Source organism: Streptomyces sp. NPDC049887, from assembly GCF_040656535.1.
In the GTDB taxonomy this organism is placed as follows: Bacteria; Actinomycetota; Actinomycetes; order Streptomycetales; family Streptomycetaceae; genus Streptomyces.
In genome coordinates this window covers 65924-86197 of sequence record NZ_JBFAMM010000015.1, presented here as the reverse complement: position 1 = coordinate 86197, position 20274 = coordinate 65924, and the positions used below count along the sequence as shown (strand labels likewise).

The 20274-nt window shown below is 72.0% G+C and carries 17 protein-coding genes and 1 pseudogene; 12 read left to right on the top strand and 6 right to left on the bottom strand.

Annotated elements, in window-relative coordinates; all coding sequences use genetic code 11:
- Positions 1 to 134: 134 nt before the first annotated feature.
- Positions 135 to 959: a class I SAM-dependent methyltransferase gene (locus AB0J10_RS19780; protein ID WP_363063247.1), complete on the top strand. Its 825-nt coding sequence runs from the start codon at positions 135 to 137 to the stop codon at positions 957 to 959.
- Positions 960 to 1310: 351 nt separating this feature from the next.
- Here AB0J10_RS19780 and AB0J10_RS19775 read toward each other — a convergent pair whose 3' ends face one another.
- Positions 1311 to 2270 (bottom strand): NAD(P)H-binding protein, encoded by a 960-nt coding sequence (locus tag AB0J10_RS19775; protein WP_363063245.1) that lies wholly within the window; start codon positions 2268 to 2270, stop codon positions 1311 to 1313.
- A 225-nt stretch (positions 2271 to 2495) separates the two neighbouring features.
- On the opposite strand from AB0J10_RS19775, the gene AB0J10_RS19770 reads away from it, so the two are divergent.
- Together AB0J10_RS19770 and AB0J10_RS19765 are read left to right on the top strand one after the other, a co-directional pair.
- Positions 2496 to 2924, top strand: coding sequence for a subtilase-type protease inhibitor (locus AB0J10_RS19770; protein ID WP_363063243.1), 429 nt, complete (start codon positions 2496 to 2498; stop codon positions 2922 to 2924).
- Positions 2925 to 3281: 357 nt separating this feature from the next.
- A complete protein-coding gene (locus AB0J10_RS19765) occupies positions 3282 to 3647 on the top strand; it encodes an MmcQ/YjbR family DNA-binding protein (protein WP_363063241.1) in 366 nt (121 codons plus the stop codon).
- A gap of 170 nt (positions 3648 to 3817) precedes the next feature.
- On the opposite strand, the gene AB0J10_RS19760 is transcribed toward AB0J10_RS19765, so the two are convergent.
- Complete coding sequence (locus AB0J10_RS19760; RefSeq protein ID WP_363063239.1) at positions 3818 to 4543, bottom strand: DUF1775 domain-containing protein; 726 nt, start codon at positions 4541 to 4543, stop codon at positions 3818 to 3820.
- Between the two features lie 727 nt (positions 4544 to 5270).
- On the opposite strand from AB0J10_RS19760, the gene AB0J10_RS19755 reads away from it, so the two are divergent.
- The 8 genes and pseudogenes from AB0J10_RS19755 (at position 5271) to AB0J10_RS19720 (ending at position 12390) form a co-directional block, all read left to right on the top strand.
- Positions 5271 to 6323 carry a cation diffusion facilitator family transporter gene (locus AB0J10_RS19755; RefSeq protein ID WP_363063237.1) on the top strand — a complete coding sequence of 351 codons (1053 nt, stop codon included), beginning with the start codon at positions 5271 to 5273 and terminating at the stop codon, positions 6321 to 6323.
- Between the two features lie 374 nt (positions 6324 to 6697).
- Complete coding sequence (locus AB0J10_RS19750; protein ID WP_363063235.1) at positions 6698 to 7126, top strand: NfeD family protein; 429 nt, start codon at positions 6698 to 6700, stop codon at positions 7124 to 7126.
- Between the two features lie 3 nt (positions 7127 to 7129).
- A complete protein-coding gene (locus AB0J10_RS19745; RefSeq protein WP_363063233.1) occupies positions 7130 to 8149 on the top strand; it encodes an SPFH domain-containing protein in 1020 nt (339 codons plus the stop codon).
- Between the two features lie 279 nt (positions 8150 to 8428).
- A pseudogene (gene cobF / locus AB0J10_RS19740) lies at positions 8429 to 9190 on the top strand (precorrin-6A synthase (deacetylating)); the annotation flags it as partial.
- Positions 9170 to 9631 (top strand): glyoxalase superfamily protein, encoded by a 462-nt coding sequence (locus AB0J10_RS19735; protein ID WP_363063391.1) that lies wholly within the window; start codon positions 9170 to 9172, stop codon positions 9629 to 9631. The pseudogene cobF and the gene AB0J10_RS19735, both read left to right, overlap by 21 nt.
- A 178-nt stretch (positions 9632 to 9809) precedes the next feature.
- Positions 9810 to 10052, top strand: coding sequence for a hypothetical protein (locus AB0J10_RS19730; protein WP_363063231.1), 243 nt, complete (start codon positions 9810 to 9812; stop codon positions 10050 to 10052).
- Between the two features lie 781 nt (positions 10053 to 10833).
- A complete protein-coding gene (locus tag AB0J10_RS19725; RefSeq protein ID WP_363063229.1) occupies positions 10834 to 11601 on the top strand; it encodes a hypothetical protein in 768 nt (255 codons plus the stop codon).
- A 168-nt stretch (positions 11602 to 11769) separates the two neighbouring features.
- Positions 11770 to 12390 (top strand): sigma-70 family RNA polymerase sigma factor, encoded by a 621-nt coding sequence (locus tag AB0J10_RS19720; protein WP_363063227.1) that lies wholly within the window; start codon positions 11770 to 11772, stop codon positions 12388 to 12390.
- A 173-nt stretch (positions 12391 to 12563) separates the two neighbouring features.
- Here the strand turns inward: AB0J10_RS19720 and AB0J10_RS19715 are convergent, their stop codons facing one another.
- The 3 genes from AB0J10_RS19715 to AB0J10_RS19705 all read right to left on the bottom strand — a co-directional run bounded on the left by AB0J10_RS19715 (position 12564) and on the right by AB0J10_RS19705 (position 15975).
- Positions 12564 to 13466, bottom strand: coding sequence for a SigB/SigF/SigG family RNA polymerase sigma factor (locus AB0J10_RS19715; RefSeq protein WP_363063225.1), 903 nt, complete (start codon positions 13464 to 13466; stop codon positions 12564 to 12566).
- Between the two features lie 168 nt (positions 13467 to 13634).
- Positions 13635 to 14999, bottom strand: a complete 1365-nt coding sequence (locus tag AB0J10_RS19710; RefSeq protein WP_363063223.1) for an MFS transporter — start codon at positions 14997 to 14999, stop codon at positions 13635 to 13637.
- 328 nt (positions 15000 to 15327) lie between these two features.
- A complete protein-coding gene (locus tag AB0J10_RS19705; RefSeq protein WP_363063221.1) occupies positions 15328 to 15975 on the bottom strand; it encodes a GAP family protein in 648 nt (215 codons plus the stop codon).
- Between the two features lie 430 nt (positions 15976 to 16405).
- On the opposite strand from AB0J10_RS19705, the gene AB0J10_RS19700 reads away from it, so the two are divergent.
- On the top strand, positions 16406 to 17617 hold the full coding sequence (locus AB0J10_RS19700) for a cytochrome P450 (protein ID WP_363063219.1): 1212 nt from the start codon (positions 16406 to 16408) through the stop codon (positions 17615 to 17617).
- Between the two features lie 196 nt (positions 17618 to 17813).
- On the opposite strand, the gene AB0J10_RS19695 is transcribed toward AB0J10_RS19700, so the two are convergent.
- Positions 17814 to 20274, bottom strand: a 2461-nt coding sequence (locus AB0J10_RS19695) for a Pls/PosA family non-ribosomal peptide synthetase (RefSeq protein ID WP_363063217.1), incomplete at its 5' end; no start/stop codon positions are given.

Genomic DNA, 20274 nt, shown 5'->3' with positions numbered 1-20274 from the left:
GTATCACCCTGCCGCATACGACGCCGGTCCCACCCGGCGGCGTCCGACCGGCGTACCGTTGTGCCGGTGCGCAGGGGCGTCCGCCGTCCCCACCGCACCCCCGAACGGCGCCTTTGCACGGAGGTCCCTCCACCATGCCCGCCGACGCCACGTCACCGAAGAAGCTGCGCAGCAACCGGGCCGCCCTCACCCACAAGGCCGGATACGCCCTGCGCCATCCCGGCCGCGTCGTCCCGTACCTCCGCCGCGCCGTCCGGGACCTCTGGCTGCGCCTGAAACATCCCGACCACGTCGGCTACTACCGGGCCGTGATGGCCTCGGACACCCGTCGAAACCCCGAGGCCGCGGTCGGCAGCCAGAGTCACGCACGCTGGCTCGCGCTCGGGCAGATGCAGTTCGACTACCTCCTCGAGCACGGGCTGCGCCCCGAACACCGGATGCTCGACATCGGCTGCGGCAATCTGCGCGCCGGCTGGCGTTTCATCGAGCATCTCGGCACCGGCAACTACTACGGCATCGACATCTCGCCCGACATCCTGATCGCCGCCGAGAAGACCCTGACCGAGCGCCGGCTCCAGGACAAGCTTCCCCATCTGACCCTCGTCGGCGACCTCACCCTGGACTTCCTGCCCAGCGACCACTTCGACGTCGTCCACGCGCACAGCGTCTTCTCCCACTCGCCGCCGGAGGTCATCGAGGAGTGCCTGGCACACGTCGGCCGAGTGCTGACGGACACCGGGTTCTTCGACTTCACCTTCGACCGCACCGAGGGAGCCGAACACCAGGTGCTGCGCGAGGACTTCTACTACCGCACCGAAACGCTCATCGCCCTGGCGCGCGGACACGGCCTGCAGGCCCGCTTCATGGAGGACTGGGAGAAGCGTCCGCACGGCCAGTCGAAGATCCGGGTCAGCCGCGCTCCCGTGGCGGGAGGCCGGGCGGACCGCGGCGATCCGTGACTCCGCGCGTCCTGGACGCCGCCCGCCCGTGGCCTGACCGCTCCGTGGCCGGTGTGCCGTCGAGGCCGGGCGGGCGGCGCGGCTACCCGCCAGGGGCTGACTCGCCGGGCGATGCCACTGCCCCTGGAGGAAGACGGAGGAGTGCTGCGCGACACCACATGCGCCGGCCGGGTGGGACGCAGGAGCGGGCGTGGTGCCTCGCGTGGCAGCGCGGCGGCCAGGTTGTGGTCGACGTCCGCCGGGAGCGGAGCGAGGTCGCGGGCCTCCACGGCGGTGTACTCCCACCGCGACGTTGCTGATCGCCCGGCCGCGGCGGTCGCCGAGCGGGGAATCGCGCTCCGCACGCCGAGGTCAGCGAAACACGTCGATGTTCTCGCGCACCCAGTCGTCATAGGTGCGCGGCGGGCGGCCGATGATGTCCTGCACGGACGGTCGCTGGGCGACCGTCCACTGGACGAGCTCGGCGAAGCGGGTGCCGTACTCCTCGAGTGCGTACAGCGTCACGTCGATCGCACCGTCCGGCCAGCCACGGCGACGCCAGATCGCCCGGCTCTCGTCCGCCGTCAGATCGACCGTGTCGATGTCCCGGCCGAGGGCGGTCGCGATGCTGCGGACACGTGAACGCGTGCTCAGCGGTTGACCCACGGCCTCGATGACCGTCCCGGTGTAGTCACTGCGGATCAGGGCTGCGGCCACGACGGCGGCGAGGTCCTCCTCATGGATGAAGGGGTAGTGGCCCCGGTCGAGGAAGGCCTCCCTGACCGTCCCGTCGGAGCGGACGCTGTCGGGCCAGTCCGACCCCGTCGCCGGGTAGGTGCCCTCGACGACGGCACCCATCACGGCCGACGGCCGGATGTGCGTCCAGGCGATGCCCGAGCGCTCCACAGCCTGCTCGACCGCCAGCCAGAACCAGGTCTCAGGCGGATGGGCCTTCTCGTACTCGGGACCGTGGGACGACAGGAGGACGACTCTGCCGGTGCGGGCGGCTCGGGCCAGAGCGAGTGCGTCCCGGACCGTTGACGGAAGGGCACCGGCGAGGAAAACGGCCTCGACACCGTCGAAGGCCCGGGCACACTCCAGCGGCCGGGTGACGGACCCTTCCACGACGTCGACCGTGTCGGGCCAGCCACCGCACTGGTCCGGCTCGGCCACCACCCTCACTGGCCGCCCCAGGGCGAGCAGTTGCCGGGCAAGGCACCGGCCGACGATCCCGGTCGGGCTGTTGCCCTCGTCCCTGCGCGGGCTGACGACGGTCAGCAGACAGGTACCCGCGGACACCGGCGTCTCCCCGCTCTGCTCGAACCCGTCCACAGCAGGACCCTTCCCCGTGCGGCGGAGATCTTGCACCGGGCCCGTGGCGCCTTCTCGGATTCTCCGCGGGGTCCCGGTCAGTGGTCGAAGAAGGGAGCCGACCGAAACGAACGGGGTGGTCGTGCCGTTGACACGGAGGCCCGGTCGGCTCGAGAAGGCCGACCCGGTGCCGCAGCATTCTTCGGTTTCACCCGGGAGAGTTCACCCACGGAAGGAGCGAGCACCATGCGAAAGACCGTTCGACGGGCAGCAGGCGGTGCCACCCTCGCCTTTGCACTGCTGGGGTCGACGGCCGGTGTCGCGCACGGCGCGCCCGCCTCGCTGTACGCGCCCTCGGCGCTGGTCCTGACCACGGCACACGGGCAGAGCACCGCGACAAGCCCGGAGCGTGCGGTCATCCTCACCTGCGCGCCCGGCACCACCGGTACGCACCCGGCCTCGGACGGCGCCTGTGCCGCCCTCGCGCGGGTGAAGGGCGAGTTCGGCAGTCTGGGCCAGATCAGCCGCGGGCAGCCGCGCATCTGCACCAGGGAGTACAACCCCGTCACGGTGACCGCCAAGGGCATCTGGCAGGGCAAGCGGGTGAGTTATGAGCACACCTTCGCCAACGAATGCGTCAAGAGCGCCGAGGGTGCGGCCGTCTTCGAATTCTGAGTGAGTCCGCGGAGGAGGGGTCGCACGGCATGGGAGTCGGGGTGGCCGTCACCACCTCGATTCCCGATCCCCCGGAAAGTGCGGGCTCCCGGAAGCGGCGCCCTGGACGCCTCTCGCACAGCGCTGCGCGGGCCCGGTGGACGCTCACCCACGAAGTCCCCGCCGACGAGGCGCGGCAGCGGATCAGGAGCACGGTACGGGCAGCGCCACAGCGGCGGGGCGAGCGTCCCCGCCGCGAGCGTCCGACCGGGGCGAACGTCGCGGCAACGGCTCTTCGCCGCCCGGCGTACCGTGACGTCGGCGTCGGCTCCGTCGGCTCGCGGGGGTGTGTCAGAGGAGCCGTCTACGGTGGGGGACATGATCGAGGCCGAGGAGATCCGCCGTATCGCGATGTCGCTCCCTGGAACGGTGGAGAAGGAAGCATGGAGCATGCCCACGTTCCGGGTGGCCGGAAAGATGTACATCACGATCCCCGACGATCAGACGTCGTTCGCCGTGCGCTGCCCGAAGCACGAGCGGACCGAACTGATCGCCGCGGAACCGGAGAAGTTCTGGGTACCACCGCACGAGGCGAGTTCGTCCTGGGTCCGGGTGCGGCTCGGTGCGCTGGAGGGCCTGGCCGAACTGCGCGACATCCTCGTCGACTCCTGGAGACAGGCGGCGCCGGACCGGCTGGCGGAGGAACACCCCGAGCTGCGGCCGGGTGCGGGCTCGGACGAATGAGGGGCGTGCGGTTCCGTGACGGAGGGGAACACGGCTGAGGCAGGCGTGCCCCCGGGCCGGTGGTCCGGAGCCGGCCCCTGCTTCCTCGTGCCTCCGGCCGCCCCGGACCGCACCCGCGATTTCCGTCCGTCGGCTCGGGCGGGAGCGGCACCACCCGCGGTACCCGTCCCTCAGCTCGCGCGCGAGCGCCGCCGGAGCAGGAACGCCAGCGCGGCGACCACGGCCACTGCGGCCGCGGCGATCGCGGTCCAGCCGGCGGCCGACAAACCGCCGCTCTCCACCGCCGCACCCGCGGCCGGAGTGCTCGCCGGGGACGCCTCGGGGGCGGGGCGCGCCGCGGCGCTCGTAGCGGGCGTCGGCGAGGCGGTGGGCGCGGGGCTCTTCACGGTGGCGCCGGGCGCGGCCGCCTCGAGCTTCAGCACGGGTGCGGAGTTGCCGTGGCCGTGGCCGTGGTCGCTTGAGGCGCCGAGTTCGATCCAGCGGTCGACGCGTCCGTCGCCGTAGCCCTGGAGCGTCTTGAAGGCGAGCTCCCTGGCGTCGGGCAACTGCCGGACGCGCACGGAGTACTCGGCGTCTGCCCCGACGGCGACGGCGGGCCCCTTGACCGTGTAGCCGTCGGCCGAGGTGCCGAACGTCCAGCCCTCGGGACCGTCCTCGTACGTGACGTCGGCGGGGGCGATCCCCTTGGGGAGGACGACCCGCAGGGACGTGATCCCGGCCTTGTCGGACTCCGACTCGGCGTTGAAGGTGAGCGTGACGTTCTCGGCGAGGGCCTGTGCCCTGTCGGCCTCGACTTCGACGTGCGCGGCCGCCGGGCCGGCGCCCAGCAGTACGGCACCGGCGGCGGTGGCGAGGCAGAGGCATGCGCGGCTGATGCTCGCGGGGGTACGGGTCATGGCGTCCTTCGGATCGTGGTGGATGAGTGCCGCCTTGGGCCGCGAGGCGACGGCGATGGCCCGCGGAAGGGTTCGCCGCCGCCGGCCGTGCACCAGCCCCACGGCGAGGTGCGCGGCCAGCGCCGCGGCGTCCGCCGCCGGGACGCGTGGCCCAACGGCCGCGAGGGGGGCGGGTGGCGAGTCCGAGCCCGCCGCCCGCGGGGGCGAACACGGCCGTCCGCACGGCGGGCAGTGGGGGAGGCGGGTCCGTGTGCGGCGAGTGCATGGCCCGCCCATCATGAACCATCGTGTGGCCGGTCGGCAGGCGCGGGGCGCGTCGGGTCCCGATCGGCAGGCGCTCTGCCCGACCCGGGGACCGCCGGCTTTGTTCTCCGGGTGAAGCGGAGCCGCCGACCGTGATTCCCCGATGCGGCGCCGGGCCCGGACCGCTGGTCGTCCGGCTGACGAAGGAGGTTCGCCGTCGCGTCGGCCCCGCTCGTCGGCGGTGGGCGGACGGACGACCGGGGGCAGTCGGATCCCGGTGCCGCCCCGGGAGGGTGCGTTCACGCGACGAATGCGACAACGAATGTCGATTCATTGAGGAACCCCTGGTTCTGCATGTGAAATGCCAGGTCATGGGCCTGTTGTCGGCAGCGATTACCACATTCGTTGCAGCCTTTGCGTGAACTCGCTCCGTGCGTTTCACTGCGAACCGGATAGCGGGTGTTTCACAGGTCAGGGGGAATCGATGGGCAGGGGTCACGATCACGGTCACGGCGGTGCACACGGCCACGGCCACGATCACGGGGTGACGGGCGACTCGGACAAGCGGTGGCTCTCGATCGCACTCGCCCTGATCGTGGGCTTCATGTCGGTCGAGGTCGTCATCGGCGTGGTGGCGAAGTCCCTGGCCCTGATCTCGGATGCCGCCCACATGCTGACCGACGCCGTCGCCATCGTCCTCGCGCTCGTGGCGATGCGGATGGCCAAGCGGCCGGCAAAGGGCGGCTACACCTACGGCCTGAAGCGGGTGGAGATCCTCTCCGCCCAGGTGAACGGCCTCTCCCTGATGCTGCTGGGCGCCTGGCTCTCGGTCGAGGCCGTCGAGCGGCTCATCGATCCTCCGGAGGTCAGGGGCGGGCTGATGCTCGTCACCGCCCTCGCGGGGATCGCGGTCAATGTCGCCGCCACCTGGTGCATCTCCCGTGCCAACCGCTCCTCGCTGAACGTCGAGGGCGCCTACCAGCACATCCTGAACGACCTGTTCGCGTTCATCGGCACCGCGGTCGCGGCCCTCGTCGTTCTCACCACGGGGTTCGCACGCGCCGACGGCATGGCGACGCTCGTCGTCGTCGCCCTGATGTTCAGGGCCGGCTACGGGCTGCTCCGCGACTCGGGACGGATCTTCCTTGAGGCGGCGCCCGCCCATGTCGATCCCGACCGGCTCGGTGAGCGACTGGCGGCGCAGCGGGGAGTGCGGGAGATCCACGACCTGCACATCTGGCAGATCACGTCCCAGGAGCCGGCCCTGTCCGCGCATGTGCTCGTCGAACCCGGCGGCGACTGCCATGCCGTGCGCCGGGACCTCGAGGACCTGCTGCGCCGTGACTTCGGCATCACCCACACCACCCTCCAGGTGGACCACCGACCGGAGACCCTGCTCCAGGTCGGCGCCCCGGCCGGCGCGCCGGGTGCGGCCGGGCACTGCGCGGACCCGCACGGTCCGGTGCACCGCCACGGTCCGCACGGCCCCGACGACGGCTCGTACGCCGACGGGACGGTTGGCGTACCGGGGCCATGACGGCCGCCGCTCGCCGCGGGGAAGGTGCGGTACCGGTACGCCGACCCGGGACCGTGAGGCCCGACGGCGGGGAGGCGACCGGGGACAGCCGTGCGGTGTGAACTCCCCGCGACTTCCGGCGCCCTGCTCCCGATGCCCGATGCGCGATGCCCGATGCGCGGTCCTCGCTCTCCGGCGCCGAGCGCTCACGGCGAAAGGTGTAAATCATGCGATTTCTGCGTTTTTGGTATGGGTAGATACGAGATGTAAGGGGTGACCCTCCGGCGGTCACCTCCCGGCCGGCGCCCCCGGGCCCCCGCGGGAGGAGGCCGGGACATCGGCCAGGGTCCCCGAGCACCTGCGTGAGTCGGGATGCGTCAGTCAGGAGGGGCGAGATGGACCTCTGGGCGATCTGGCTGATCATCGCCGCGGTGCTGATCGCCGCGGAGATCGTCACGCTGACCGTCGCACTGGGCATGCTGGGCGGGGCCGCGCTGATCACCGCGGCATGCGCCGCGGCGGGAGCGCCGCTGCCCCTCCAGTTCCTGGTCTTCACCGTCGTCGCCGTGGTCAGCGTGGTGTTCGTGCGCCCCCGTGTGCGGCGCGCGCTCACACCTCGGCGCGAGCGGTTCGGCGTCGACGCTCTGGTCGGCAGCACCGCCCGGGTCGTCTCCGAGGTGACGGGCACGGGCGGCCGGGTCCGCATCGGCGGTGAGGAGTGGACGGCCCGTGCCTACGACGAGTCGCTGGTGATCCCTCCGGGAACGGCCGTGGACGTCATGGAGATCAGCGGCGCCACCGCAGTCGTCTACCCCCGGGAGTGAATCATGGAAGGCACGGCACTCCTCCTCGTCGGCGTGATCGCCGCGCTCCTGGCGGTCTTCACCGTCGTCCACGCGGTGCGCGTCGTCCCCCAGGCGCGTGCGCGCAACGTGGAGCGGCTCGGCCGCTACCACCGCACGCTGCAGCCGGGACTCAACGTCGTCATCCCCTACGTCGACCGGGTCTACCCGGTGATCGACCTCAGGGAACAGGTCGTCTCCTTCCAGCCGCAGCCCGTCATCACGGAGGACAACCTGGTCGTCGAGATCGACACCGTCGTGTACTTCCAGGTGACCGATCCGCGTGCCGCCGCCTACGAGATCGCGAACTATCTGCAGGCCGTCGAGCAGCTCACCGTCACGACGTTGCGCAACGTGGTGGGGTCGATGGACCTGGAGCAGACCCTCACCTCGCGGGACACCATCAACAACCAGTTGCGCGGCGTGCTGGACGAGGCCACCGGGAAGTGGGGGCTGAGGGTCAACCGCGTGGAGATCAAGGCCATCGACCCTCCGCAGTCCATCAAGGACGCGATGGAGAAGCAGATGCGGGCCGAGCGGGACAAGCGGGCCGCGATCCTCGGGGCCGAGGGGCAGCGCCAGGCCCAGATCCTCACCGCGGAGGGTGAGAAGCAGTCCGCCGTCCTCCGGGCGGAGGGCAACCGCACCGCCGAGATCCTGAAGGCGGAGGGCCAGTCCCGGGCCATCGACGAGGTGTTCCAGGCCGTGCACCGCAACGATCCGGACCCCAAACTGCTCGCCTACCAGTACCTGCAAGTGCTGCCCCAGCTCGCTCAGGGACCCGGCAGCACGTTCTGGGTCATTCCCGGTGAGGTCACCTCCGCGCTCCAGGGTGTGTCCCGCGCCTTCGGCGAGGTACTGCCCCGATCCCCGGCGACCCGGGAGGATTCCTCCGACGGCGCGGCCGACCGGAGGGCCGCCGACGACGCGGCGCGGGCGGCGGAGGCCGCGGCGGAGGCCGTCGCCGACGCGGTCCAGGCCGACGGCGGCACCTCACGGCCCTGACCGCCGCCGGACCACGCCGACCGTCGGCGATGAGGAGCCGCGCCGCACGGGCGACGACGGCCGAGCCCGCTGCGGCTGCGGGCCGGCCCCGCCGAAGGCGTACGCTTCCGACACCGGCTGGTCCACGTCGTGTTCGCTGCGGTGCCCGGGAGGCATGACCGCGTGCACGGAGGAGCGGCCACCGGTGCCCCCCACCGCCGGCCGGCGCGCCGGCCGCGGAGCGCGCTCCGCGCGGCGTTACGTCCGTCCACCCCCAACCCGCCCGGAAAGCCGGTACGCATGAGCACGGACCACCGCCACCTCCTCGTCATCGGCATCGGCGCCGGTGACCCGGACCAGCTGACGCTCGCGGCGCTGAAGGCCATGCGCCGCGCCGACGTCTTCTTCCTCCTCGGGAAGGGGCCGGAGAAGTCCGCGCTCACCGATCTGCGGCGCCGGATGCTCGACGAACACGCCCGTGCGCCGTACCGCGTCGTCGAAGCGGACGACCCGTGGCGCGACCGGACGCAGAGCGGCCGGAGCGAGTACACGGCGGCGGTCCACGACTGGCGCGGCCGGCGCGCGGATGTCTACGAGCGCCTGATCCGGGACGAGTTGGCCCCGGGACGGACCGGTGCCTTCCTGGTGTGGGGCGATCCCGCCCTGTACGACAGCACCCTCGGCATCCTGTCCGAGATCGAGGCGCGGGGCGCGGTCGCCTTCGACATCGAGGTCGTCCCGGGGGTCAGCAGTGTGTCCACCCTGGCGGCGCGGCACCGCACCACGCTCAACCGGGTCGGTCGTCCGGTCCGCATCACTCCCGCGCGCAGACTGCCCGAGGTGGGTCTCGACGACGGCGACACAGTCGTGATGCTCGACGCCCAGGAGGCGTTCACCGGCGTCGAGGGCGACGACGTGTGGATCTACTGGGGCGCCTACCTCGGAACGCCCGACGAACTCCTCGTGTCCGGCCGTCTGCCGGACGTCGCCGGACGCATCCAGCGGCTTCGTGCCGAAGCACGCGAGCGGCACGGCTGGATCATGGACACGTACCTTCTGCGCAGCGTCGACGAAGCGGTGGACGACGGCGGTCCGTCCACGCACGCGGCCGAGGCTCGGTCGCAGGACCGGACGCCGTCCGTGCCCGACGCGGCGCGAAGGGCGGGGGCGGGGGACGAAGAGGCGGTCCCCGTGCTGCGGGTGGCCGATGCCGACGCCGCGCTCTCCTGGTACCGGCGGCTCGGATTCGTGAAGCAGTGGGAGCACCGGTTCGAACCGGGGCTCCCGGCCTTCGTCGAGATCGCGAGGGGTCCGGTGCGGCTGTTCCTCTCCGAGCACGTCGGCGATGCCCGCCCCGGCACGCTGGTGTATCTGCGGGTACGGGACGTCGACACCGTCGCGGACGAGTTCGGAGTCCCGGTGACCACCGCTCCCTGGGCGCGCGAGGTGGAGCTCCGCGACCCCGACGGCAACCGGCTGCGGGTGGGCACACCGGCGGAATGATCGACGGCCCGGGCGACCGGTCCGCGGCGGGCGGGGGTGTGTGAGGCGAGTCACACATGAGGGCCGGAACCCCACCTCCCACACGTACGACATCTGGACCGTACGGCGAACCGGGCCGAACGGAGGTCCGGAGCCGCGCGCGACCGGACCGTACGCACTCGACGAGGGAGACCCGGCCATGGACGATTCCCGAGAGGCGGCGCACGGCGCCACCCCCGCGCTCTCGGTGCTCTCGGCGCTCCGCAAGGTGGCGCCGCCGCCCGCACTGTGCGGCTTCCTGCTGCTGCTCGCCGTGGTCTTCGCGGGTTCCTACTCGGTCGGAGCCCTGGTGGGACCCGTGGCGCCGGGTATGCACTCCACCTCGCCCGGCGGGCCGGTGGAGGACGACGGAGCCGACCACGGCACCGGCCACGGCCACTGAGAGCGCGACTGACGGGCGCCGGAGCGGGGATGCTCGTCACCACCGACTGACCGTGGGGGAACGACCTGCGCGGCCTGCGTGCGGCGGGTCGAGAAGCGGCTCGGCCGACTCGACGGCGTCACGGCGGCCGTGACCTGGCGACGTGCATCGCCCGGTGAGTTATCCGCCGGGGACCGAAGTCACCGCACTCGTCGCCGCGGTGAAGGACGCCGGCTGCACGGCCGCACTCTCCGAGCCGCCCGAGTGGCCGGAGGAAGGGGGCGCCGAGCGCCGGACGCGGGCGCCGAGGACGCGCGGCGGGACGCGGAACGCCCGGTGACCACCGCACTCGACGGGCCGTACGACGCGGGGCCGGGCGAGGGCGACGCGTCGGCCGGTCCGCCGTCCGTGCCGACACGGCACCCGGCCGAAGCCCGAACGGCCTTGGCCTCCCCGGGGCACCCTCCCTCCGCCGCCGGGGGTGAGTCGCCCTCCTCGTGGACCGGGCACCTGACGGTCCCTCGGGGTGCCGCGAGCCGGTCCTTCCGGTCGGTGCACGCCGGTCCGCCTCCGGTCGCGCCCACCCGTGCCCGCGCACCCGGTGCGCCGGACGGTGGGTGCCCCGCGGCGGCGGGCGCGGCGGTCTGCCCGGACGCCGACTCCCCGTGCTATTCGTCGATGCGGACGCGTTCCGACTCCCGCAGCTGTGTTCTGGATCAGTTGATTCGGTCCGAGTCGGTGACCGGGGCCCGGTGCGTACCCGTGCACGACGACGAACGTCAGGATGCGAGGATGAGGCGCCATGACTGCCGGGTGGTGCTCTCGTGCGGTACGGGCCGTGGTCTTCGCGGCTGTGTGCGTGCTGCTCGCCGCCCTCGGTCACATGATGATGTCCGGGGAGTCCATGCCCTGGTGGACGCCGGCCGGCGGGTTCGTCGCAACAGGCGGACTGGGCTGGGCACTGGCGGGCCGTGAGCGGGGACTGCCGTCGGTCGTGGCCGTGGTGGTCGCCGTCCAGACGGCACTGCACACGGTCTTCTCCCTCGCACGGTCCGGGGCCGGCACCGCAGGCCGCGCCGCACCCGCCCACCAGGGGCACCACCACACGGGATCCAGCGGCATGGGGCAGACCCATGCCGGCGCCACACACGGTATGGCGATGGGGCATGGGCACGGCTCATCTCTTGAGTGCGCAGGGCACATGGGGTGTGGGCACACATCCCTCGTCGGCGACGTGGTCCACGTGGTCGACATGGGGGGTGCACACCACCTGCACCATCTGGATGCGCTGCCCGGAGACTCCTCGTCCTGGGGCATGCTCGCCGCCCACCTGCTGGCGGCGCTGCTGACGGGGCTGTGGCTCGCCCACGGGGAGCGGGCCGCGTTCCGCATCCTCCGAGCCGTCGCCGGATGGCTGACCGCGCCGATGAGGCTGCTGCTCTCGCGGCCTGCTCCGCCGCACCGCCCGCGGCTGCGCGGCCGACGCCGCCCTCCCCGTGCGTCGCGGCTCCTCCCACTGGTCCACGCGATCGTCTCCCGAGGGCCGCCCGTGGGGTCCGCTGTCGCCTGACGACAGCCGGAATCCCGAGGCGGCCCGAGTGCCCCTCGGGCACGGCCGTGCGCGGCGCGTGGTGGGACACCCCCTGCGCCGTACGGCCGCACCCCCCACGCACCGGGTGGCGGACCCTGCGGCCTCGGGCCCCGGTCCCGGACCCGGACGACCCGAGAAGGACACCTGGTGATCTCTTCTGCCCAGCCCGCTTCAGGCGACGCGACGGAGAGGGCGCCATCGGCCGACGAGTCGATCACCTCCTGGGCGCTCGCCGCCCGCGCCGGTGACGCCGACGCCGTGGATCGCTTCTTCCGCGCCCTGCACCGCGACGTCCTGCGCTACGTCGCCCATCTGTGCGGCGATCGCCAGTCGGCCGACGACCTGGCACAGGACACTTACCTGCGTGCGCTCGGCAGCCTGCACCGGTTCGAAGGAAGGTGCTCGGCCCGTGCCTGGCTCCTGTCCATCGCCCGCCGCGCGGTGATCGACAGCTACCGGTACGCGGCCGCGAGGCCCGGACTGCACGACGTACCGGACTGGCAGCTCGCCGTCGAACGTGCCCAGCCGAGCGACCTGCCCGGCTTCGACGAGGGCGTCGCGCTGCACGAACTGCTGGCGGGCCTGCCGCAGGAGCAGCGGGAGGCGTTCGTCCTCACCCAGATGCTGGGGCTGCCCTACGCGGAGGCGGCCGAGCTCAGCGACTGCCCGGTCGGTACGGTGCGCTCCCGCGTGGCCCGTGCCCGGGCGACGCTCATGGAGCTGCTGACGGAGGCGGAGGAGCCGGCCGCGCCCGTGCCGGCGGTCTGACGGCGACCCGACGGCGACCTGACGGCGGCTCGGGTGCCGGCGCGTCCTCGCGGTCGCGCCGGCTTCAGCGTTCTGCCGGATCCGCACGAGACGCAGCGGCCCCGTGCGACCCGTGGGCGCGTGACCGGGAGGGACGGGCCGGCGCGGGACGAGGAGGGCCCCGGCCGCCCCGGTCATCCGTCGGCGATCATGTGCGTACGCAGCTTGGCCAGGGTGGCGGCCAGTAGCCGTGACACGTGCATCTGGGAGATGCCCAGCTCGGCGCCTATCCGGGCCTGCGTCATCTCGCAGCCGAACCGGAGCTCGAGGATGGTGCGCTCGCGGTCGTCGAGTTCGGCCATGTGCGGCACCAGTGCGCGGATGTTCTCCACGAGCTGCATGCCGGGGTCGTCGACGCCGATCCGGTCCGGCAGGTACCGGCCGCCGGCCAGGGTCGCGTGCTCGTCGTCGCTGTCGGTGTTCGGGGTGTCCAGCGAGCCGGCCCGGTATCCGGCGGCGGCCACCATTCCCTCGACGACCTCGTCCTTCGTGCGCCCGAGGTGTTCGGCGAGGTCCTCCACACTGGGATCGCGGTCCAGTTCGGCGACGAGCCGCTCCCTGGCCCTGGCGAGTTCGACGCGCAGTTCCTGGAGGCGGCGCGGCACGTGCACGGCCCAGGACGTGTCGCGGAAGTACCTCATGATCTCGCCCTGGACGTAGGGGATGGCGAAGGAGGTGAAGGCGACCTCCCGGCTGAGGTCGAACCGGTCGATGGCCTTGATCAGCCCGACCGTCCCGACCTGCACGATGTCCTCCATCTCTCCCTCGCCGCGGTTGCGGAAGCGGTTGGCCACGAACCTGACCAGGGAGAGGTTCATCTCGATCAGGGTGTTGCGGACGTACTGGTGCTCCCGCGTGCCCTCCTCCAACTCGCGCAGTCGTTCAAGGAACAGGCGGGTCAGTTCCCGGGCGTCCTCGGGCGAGATCTCGGTGGGACGGCCGACGGGGGGAAGTCCGGCGAAGCCGCTGCCCCTCGGACCGGGGCCCGGCGCTCCGGCAGGAGAAGCGGGATCCAGGTGGGTGGCGGGCGTCGTCATGAGCTGGCACTCCTCACGAAGGCACTGGGCTGGCTCCGGACGCCTTCCCTGTCGGTTGCCGCTCATGCATTGTTGTTCTGCGGCAAATATTTGCGCGCAGGTGAATCGCTTCCGGGGACCTCACCTGCGAGGAAGGCGGAAGGAGGCGGGTGGATCGTCAGTGCCCGGTCAGGCGTTGAGCTCCTCCAGCGTCCTGCCCTTCGTCTCGACCGCGAAGCAGGCGACGACCGTGCCCACCACCGCCACGGCCGCGAACTGGGCGAAGACCAGCGTCAGGCTGCCGCCGGCGCCCAGGACCGCGCCGACGACGATCGGGCCCAGGATGACGCCCAGCCGGTTCCACAGCCCGCCGAAGGCCGCTCCCTTCGCCCGGTTCCGCGTCGGGTACAGCTCGGGGGAGTAGAGGTAGAGCCCGCAGTTGACGGCGTAGACGAAGAACGTCGTACAGGACGCGAAGAGCGCCACCCGGCCGCCGGAGGCGGCTCCGGTCAACGCGAGCGTGGTCAGTGCGAGCGCGCTGCCGGCGAGTGCGGTCACCAGCGCCGGCCGGCGGCCGATCCGGTCGATCAGCAGCGCGACGAGCAGGGTGCCGAGGAGCCCGGTCACATTGCTGAGCAGGGTGTAGCCGAGAGCCGTCGCCAGATCGAGACCGAATTTCCTGGTGTAGAGGGACGGCAGCCAGGTGGAGATTCCGTGGTTGACGTAGTACGCGACGAACCACAGGGCCGAGACGACCGTCGTGCGCCTCAGGTACCGCCCGGTGAACAGCTCGCTCAGCCTCCCCCGGGCGCTCTCCTCCTTCTCCACGGAGGCGGGTTCGGGCAGCGGCGCCCGGGTGGAGCGGACGACCTCCGCCTCGATCGCCGCGACGACCCGCTCGGCCTCCTCGGTCCGTCCGCGCGCCAGCAGCCAGCGCGGTGACTCGGCGACGTGGCGGGGCAGCACGGCGGCGAGCAGCACGGGAAGCGCGCCGATCAGGAACATCGCCCGCCAGCCGAGGTTGGGCACGACCCACACGGCGACCAGGGTCGCGACCGCGAGCCCGGCGGGGAAGATCATCTCGTAGAGCAGGACGAACCGGCCACGCTTGTCCGACCGTGCGATCTCGTTGATGTAGGTGGCGGCGACCGGGACGACACCGCCGATGCCCAGGCCCTGGGCGAAGCGGAAGAGCGCGAAGAGCTCGATCCCCGTGGACAGCGCGACGGCGAGGCCGGCGAGCGCGGTGACGGCGACGCCCACCGCGACCGTTCGCACCCGGCCGATGGCGTCCCCAGCCCATCCGGCGACCAGAGCGCCGAAGAGCATGCCGACGGAGCCTGCGGTCACGGCCAGGGTGGCCTGCCCGGTCGTCAGGTGCCATTCCTCCATCAGGACGGGGAGCGCGGAGGCGGCGAGCAGCTGGTCGAACGCCTCGAAGAAGGTGACGGCACCGATCAGGAAACGGACCTTGACATGCCAGCGGGAGTGCGGAAGACGTTCGAGGCGTGCCGCTATGGATCCCGCGGCGGGCCGGCCGGCCACAGTCGTCATGAGTCCCCTCCCTCGGAGCGTGGGCCGGCCCGGGAGCGGTACGGCCCACGCGCGGCTACGGGTGTCGTCGCCGGCAAGGGACATTACTGGGCGGTGGCGGTCGGCGCCGAGGGTGAGACCCCGTTCTCGACGGAGGTGATCGACGACGCGGCGGCGGCGGGTGTGGAGTGCCGGACGGGACACGCGGACCACCGCCGGCCGCCCGGGCGGAGCTCGGAGCCCGGCGATCCAGAGGCCGGCGGTCCAGAGGCCGGCGGTCCAGAGGCCGGCGGTCCAGAGGCCGGCGATCCAGAGCCCGGTGATCCGGAGCCTGATGACTCCTCGGAACTCAGAGCCTGACGATGCCCTCGAAGAGGACGAGGACACCGATGGCCGCGATCACCACCGCCATCACTCCGGCGGCCCGGCTCTCCAGCCACCGTCTGACCCTCATCAACGGGATGAGGACCCGTTCGCCCAGGAGCAGATGGAGCACCACGGGCAGCGCCACGGTGCTGGCGGCGCACACGGTGAACACCGCGAGGGCCGTCACGCCGCTCGTGGTGACGGCCCCGGCCGCCCCGACCGTGAGACCGGCGGCGGCGGACAGCAGCAGGATCTTCGGGTTGGCCAGCGACAGCAGCAGTCCGAGCCGGAACGCCCTGGGCGGGCTCGCGTCGGCGAGGAGGCGCATCCAGCCCGGTGCGGGCCTGCCGTGTCTGGTCAGCCATTGACGGAGGCCGAAGAGGATCAGGAGCGAGCCGAGCACGACCCTGGCCCAGGCGACCCAGCCGTTCCCCTCCTCCGGACGCTGGACCACGGAGGCCAGCGCGGCACACGCGGCCGCCGGCACGACGATGCCGATGACCCAGCCGGTCAGGAAGGCGCTGCTGGTGGCCCGGGGCCGCTGGGTGAACTGCATGAAGAGGGCGGGGATGAGGGTGAACGGCGACAGGGCGATCACCACCGCGAAGAACACGACCTCACCGAACGCCACAGGCACCGCCTTCCGCCGTCTTCGTCGTACGAGGGTGCACGGACATCCCCGTGTCCGTGCGGTGTGACGGCCCGTCCGGACCGGAAGGCCGGGTGGGGCCGGGAGGCCGGGCAGGTCACGGACCTGCCCCGAGGATGACACACGGCCCGGCGGATCCGGCGGCAGCGGCCTGTCGGGTGTCCGTGCTGTGCCCCGGTCCAGCGGTTCCCGGCCGCTCGTGCCGCGCGGCGGCCGGGGCGTGGGCGGCGAGGGCGTGGGCGGCGAGGGCGGCCGCCGGCCGGCGCCGGACCCGATCCCCACGCCGTGTGAGCCGGTCAGGCGATGTGCTGCGCGGGTTTCGCCCAGGGACGGCAGGACGGTTCGCGATCGTGGTCAGAATGCCGGATGGTCCGACGTCGGGCGTGGTGGCTGAGTGGGAGGAGAGACCGGCATGGGCGGCGAAACCCTGATGCGGCAGATTCTCGACTACGGGAGCCGGGCTGATCCGTATCCCCTGTACGCGGAGCTCCGCAGGACGCCGGTGTCCCGGCAGGAGGACGGCAGCTATGCCGTGAGCACCTACCACGAGTTGCTGGCTCTGCTCCACGATCCGCGTCTCACCTCCACGCACGCGGACCAGGAGGAGGCGTCCGGGGGACAGTTCCCGCCCAGTTTCATCGGTATGGATCCCCCGGAGCACGACCGGGTCCGCGGTCTGGCGATGCGTCAGTTCGGGCCGCCGCACTCGCCGCACCGGATCCAGGACATGCGCGGGGAGATGGAGGCCACCGTCAGGGAGCTGATCGACGCCTTCCCCGCGGGGGGAGAGGTCGACGTGGTGGATGAGTTCTCCTATCCGTTCCCCGTGACCGTCATCTGCCGGCTCCTGGGGGTGCCGCACGAGGATGAGCCGAAATTCCGCACCTGGGCCGACAAGCTGGTCGCCTCGATCGACCCGCGGCCGGGCGAGGACCCGTCGGTCCGGCTGCGGGAGGGCGCCGAGACACGACGGGAACTCGCCCTCTACATCAACGACCTCATCGAGAACGGCGCGGGCAGGTCCGACGGCGGCATGCTCTTCCGGCTCGCGGCGGACCACGACGCGGAGGGCGGACCGCTCAGCCGCCTGGAACTCGTGGTCACCGCCGTCCTGCTGCTCATCGCCGGTCACGAGACGACGGTAAACCTGATCACCAACGGCATGCTGACCCTGCTGCGCCGGCCGGACCAGTGGGAGCGGCTGCGCCGGGAGCCGGAGATCGCGCCCCGGCTGGTCGAGGAACTGCTGCGGTTCGAGCCGCCGGTGCAGATCATTCCGCGGCGGGGTGCTCTGACGGACATCGAGATCGGGGGTGTGACGATCCCGAAGGGATCGGTGGTCGCCCTCGTCCTGGCGTCGGGCAACCGGGACCCGAAGCGTTTCACCGACCCGGACGTGTTCGATCCCGACCGCCCCGACATCGAGCACCTCGGCTTCGGCAGCGGTGTCCACAGCTGCTTCGGCGCACCGCTGGCCCGTCTGGAGGCGCAGATCGCCCTCACCGAACTCGTCCGGCGGCTCGACAACCCCCGCCTCCTCGCCGACCCCCCGCCCTACCGTGGCAGCGCCGTACTGCGCGGACCGAGACACCTGCCCGTCGCGATCGACCGGGTCCTGCCCTGACTCCGTCGGGCGTCCGCCGGCCCGAACGGCCGGCGGACGCCCGACGGCGAACCGACGGCGAACCGGCGGGGGCGCCGGACGTGGGGTCCGTGGACGGGTCAGGACGGCACGGACCGCGGTGCGGGGTTCGCGCCCCCGTCCGGGCTCCGCCGGCCGTGACGGGCGCGGGCCCACCTCGGAGCGGGTGTCCGCCTCGTCACCGCAGCGCTCCTCGTCGGCCGTCCGCCGGCTCGCGGCAGACGGGCACCCTCGCCACCGCGACGCCCTCCCGGGCCGGGTTGCCGCCCCAGCCCTCCCGCGCGGGCACTTCCTCACCCTTCATCAGGAAGGAGTCGGCGGCGAGTCGGGCGTGGTCGCCGACCGTGGTGCCGTAGTGGACGAAGGCGCCGACGCCGAGGGTCACGCCCTCGCCCAGTGAGGCCCGGTCGGACTTGAAGGCGCCGTCCTCCTGGGAGTGGCACTGGATGACCGTGCCGGCGTTGAGGGTGCACTCGTCGCCGATGGTGACGAGGGACCGCTCGATCAGCGAGCAGCCGTCGTCGAAGACCCGCCGGCCGATGCGGACACCCAGCAGCCGCCAGACGACGTTCTTGAACGGAGTGCCGTTGAAGAGCTGCATGTAGCGGTGGGTCGTCAGTTTCCAGAAGCGCTCGTGACGCCAGAAGGACTGGTCGTAGATCGAGCAGTACAGCGGCTTCAGCGGCTGGACGCGGGTGACGATCCGTTCCACCAACGCGTAGTAGGCAACGGTGAACAGCAGGGTGATCAGGCTCGCCATCGCGAGCGGCACCGGACCGTGGCTGTGGTACAGGTCGACCGCGGCCATGACGATGAGGGCGACGACGTAGAAGTGGACCCAGCGCATCAGCAGGTACAGGGACGCCGTGAACGCGTTGTGCCTGTTCTTCGCACCCAGGCGGCGGCGCAGTTCGTCCCCGGTGGCGAGGTGGTCGAACCGCCGGTCCCGCATGACCGTGCGCGGGATCTCGAAGCTCGGTGAGCCCAGCAGGCCCACGTTCTCCCGGACCGGTCCGTCGATGGGCACCATGACCTTGGTCGCCAGCAGGCAGTTGTCCCCGGCGCGGCTGCGCGCGGGATAGACGATGTTGTTGCCGAGGAAGCTGCTCGATCCGACGGAGGCGGGGGAGAAGCGGAAGGACGTGCTGGAGAAGTCGGCGTTGATGACGGAGAGGCCGTCGGCGACCATCGTTCCGGTGCCGACCCGGCTCAGGTACGGGCTGTCGTGCTTGACCAGCGAGCCGAAGTTGGATCCCGTCTGCTCGACCCGGCCCAGGTCGTATCCGAGGCCGCGCAGGTAGTGGACGATGGCCGAGCTGTCGCCGAACAGCAGGACGAAGAACCTGACGTTGGTCATCCGTGTGAGGGACCGCTGCAGGCCGTGGTGGATCCCGAACAGGGGGTAGACCCTGCCCGGCCGGATCACCGGGCGAAGCAGCCGGGGCACGGCGTTCACGGTGACCAGGGCCATCAGAAGCCCGCCGAAGAAGGCCACGAACGAGGCGATCAGCGCATCGAGGTAGAACCCGGGGCTGCTGAAGGCCGGCTCGGGAGTGAGCAGGGCGTCCAACTGCGGCAGCACGGCGAACAGCAGGCCGAGACCGCCCAGAGCCAGGGGCAGGTACACCCCCAGCAGCAGGAGGATCTGCGCCACCGTGTAGAGCACCTTGCGCAGGCCGCCGCACGGGGCGGACTCGACGGCTCGGAAGTCCGTGGTGGTCGGCTCGGCCGGGGAGCCGTGCCAGGACTCGCCCGCGGGCACGTGCTGTCCGCTGTGCAGCGAGGAGGCATGGCCCAGCTGGGCGCCGTCGCCCATCGACGTGTCGATGTCGAGGACCGTCTGCTCACTGACCGTCGCTTCGCGGCCGAGGGTGACGGGACCGGTCTCGATCACGCCGTCGTGCGCCCGGTAGCAGGAGAAGAACACGTCCTTGCGGACGACGGAACCGTCCTCGACCGTGAGCAGGTCGGTGCACACCGGCACGTTGCGGGAGAAGATCGCGACATCGCGGCCGATCCTCGCGCCCAGCGCCCGCAGATACAGCACGTAGAGCGGGGTGCCGACGAACAAGCGCATCGGGCTGGTACGAATCAGGGCCTTCACGCACCAGAAGCGCAGGTAACCAAGGCTCCACACCGGGAACCGCCCCGGCCTGAAGCGTCCGATCAGCAGCCACTTGCCGACCACGGAGAGCGCGCACAGGGCCGTGAAGGCCGCGCCCGCGAAGACGGCCGACCGCAGATACACGTCGACGGCGCCCGAGCCGTCCCGGATCCACTCGTATCCGCTCGCCAGGACGAGGGCCGCGACGAAGGACATGCCCAGGAAGAACAGGAACTGCAGCGCTCCGCACAGCACGTACTGCCATGTGCGCGCCCTGGCGGGGGCCTCCGCCGGGCCGGCCTCGGGGGGCGTCGTTCCCGCTGTCGTCCCGGACGTCGCCACGACGGAGGCATCGGCCCGGCCGGGGCCGTCCGCGGCGCCGGGGCCGGCCTCCGGAACGTCGAGGTCCGCGGCCAGGCCGCGGATGGTCGGGCTGCGGTAGACGTCCTTCATCGACACGGCGGGGAGGTCGTTCCGTTTGCGGACGCGTGCGCAGAACTGGGCCATGACGAGGGAGTCGGCGCCGAGGTCGGTG